Here is a 2,069-nt window from a genome sequence, read left to right as displayed (position 1 = left end):
ATGGGTCTGTTCAGAGTGCGGAGCTGAACATCTGCGTGACGTAAACGCAGCAAGAAACATTCTTGCGGTCGGGCATGACCGTCTAGCTGTAGGAATTCCCGTCCTTTAGGGCGGGGAGGATGTCAAGAAATTACCGGGTTAGGAAGCAGGGACCTCTTTAAAGGTTGCCTGCTTCATCCATTTCTGGAATTGGTTATTGATGATCAGGTTTCAGGATCAAGAGCCAGGGACAGTAATAGAGTAAAGCCGTAAACGGTAGGAATAAAAAGAGACAGGGCGAGGATGGTGTAATCCATGTTCATAGGAAGGTACCTGTTGTTATTCTTATAATGAAAGTCCCACATCATGTTATCGCACTTAGTTTGCCCGATAAGGCGAACACGGTGAGACATTTTTCAGCCTGCTTATTGTGCAGGCTGTTTACCAATCTAGCAGCTTGGGGTGATGTTTGAAAAGTGTCAGGGGTGTTTCTGACGTCCTTGTCAGTGCTGAAGTGGCTTTCAGCTTTCAGTGTGCCAGCCTGCTGGCAGTCCAATATTCAGTTTTCTCAGAAGCTGTCCCATGCTGTTCAACACGCGATAGCGGGCATAGACCACTCGGTAGTTCGCATTGGTGTATTCGCGCTGCGCCTGATAACTTTCGTTCTCGCTGTCCAGCAAATCAAGCAGGGAGCGTTTTCCCAAATCAAACTGTTGCTTATAGGCTTTAACGGTTTGAGCGCTGGCATCCATATGTCGTTTGAGAAATGGCTGCTCAGAGGTCAGGCTGTCCAGTGCAGACCAGGATATTTTCATACTCTCTGTCACCATGCGCTGAGCGTTTTGCTGATTGGCCCGGCTCTCTTCCAGCATATAGGCTGCTTCCTGTCGTTTGGCACTGTCAGAGCCACCCCGGAAGAGGTTGTAATTCAGGCTGAGCATAGCCAGCGTATCGTCGTGCTTGCCTTTCTGACCATTAACGTCCCGATCCCAGCGTTGAGTCAAAGATAAATCGACCTTGGGCATGAACTGACTGCGGGTCTGATCATAACCATGCTGGGAGGCTTTAACATCATAAATGCTGGCACTCAGGGCAGGGTGTTCTTTCAGGGCAATGGCTATGGCTTCGTCCAGCTCGCCGGGCAGTACAATGTCATTGATCTGGGGCATGGAGAGGTCATTGGGAATGTCATTCACCAGGCGAAAATATTGACTTTCAGCATCCTGAAGGTTGTTACGGGAACTGATTACATTGGCCCGGGCGCGGGCAAGGCGACCTTCAATCTGGTAAAGATCTGATTGATTGGCCACACCCTGATCGGCTCGTTGCTGGACCAGCTGGTGGATTCTTTCATGGGTATTCAGGTTGGCTTGTGCCAGCTTAACCTGGCGCTGTTGTTCCATGACTTTCAGATACACATCGGCCACATCCAGGGCCAGCATTTCTGCCTTGCTTCTCAGTAACTCACGATGGCTTTCCTGCTGCTCTCGGGTTTTGCGGTATTCATTGGTAGTGGAAAGACCGTCGAACAGGTTCTGATTCAGAGTCAGGGCATTCTCTTTCGGTTTAAAGTCCTTCTGGTCTGAACCTACTGCCCGGGTATATGGGCTGTCCAGCCTTTCAGAGCCGACACCTGTTTTGAAGTCTAACGTGGGCAGGTAACCACCCCGTGCCACTTTAACCGTTTCGGTACTGGCTTGAAAACGGTTCAAAGAGGCCTGTGCCTGTGGGTTGCTCTCAAGCGTTCGGGCGATCACCTGCTCCAGGCTGTCAGCCTGTACATTGATGCTCTGGAGCTGGGCTGCAATCAATAATAATGTCGGCGCAGACGCACGAAGTATTTTCATGGAGGTGAGTTCCTCTGAATCATCTATTCAAGTGTTTATCCGAAAGCTGCTACCACTGACTGTCGCCCTGATCACCTTATGAAAAACATCTCTGGCCCGCTGTACTTTCTGTACATGCTAGGAGCCTGTCGGACTTAAGACTATTTCGGCCTAAATTCCAGAAAGAACGGCCCAATTATTCGATGAATTCGATTAAATAGGTCAACTATTCTCACGAATCCATCGAATAATTCGACTCGTTCT

At 49.4% G+C, this 2,069-nt stretch carries 2 protein-coding genes; one reads left to right on the top strand and one right to left on the bottom strand.

What is annotated here, in order from left to right:
- Positions 1 to 109 (top strand): zinc ribbon domain-containing protein (locus tag ACR2PX_RS20225; protein ID WP_433997355.1); only part of this gene is annotated, 109 nt, incomplete at its 5' end.
- A 391-nt stretch (positions 110 to 500) separates the two neighbouring features.
- Here the strand turns inward: ACR2PX_RS20225 and ACR2PX_RS20220 are convergent.
- Positions 501 to 1,826, bottom strand: coding sequence for a TolC family outer membrane protein (locus ACR2PX_RS20220; protein WP_434001167.1), 1,326 nt, complete (start codon positions 1,824 to 1,826; stop codon positions 501 to 503).
- Between the last annotated feature and the right edge of the window lie 243 nt (positions 1,827 to 2,069).

This window comes from Endozoicomonas sp., assembly GCF_051008435.1.
Classification (GTDB): Bacteria; Pseudomonadota; Gammaproteobacteria; order Pseudomonadales; family Endozoicomonadaceae; genus Endozoicomonas_A.
This window is presented reverse-complemented; position numbering and strand designations above follow the sequence as displayed.

Coding starts and splice junctions, on each gene's coding strand:
- ACR2PX_RS20220 (WP_434001167.1), bottom strand. CDS start 1,826: ATGAAAATACTTCGTGCGTCTGCGCCGACATTATTATTGATTGCAGCC.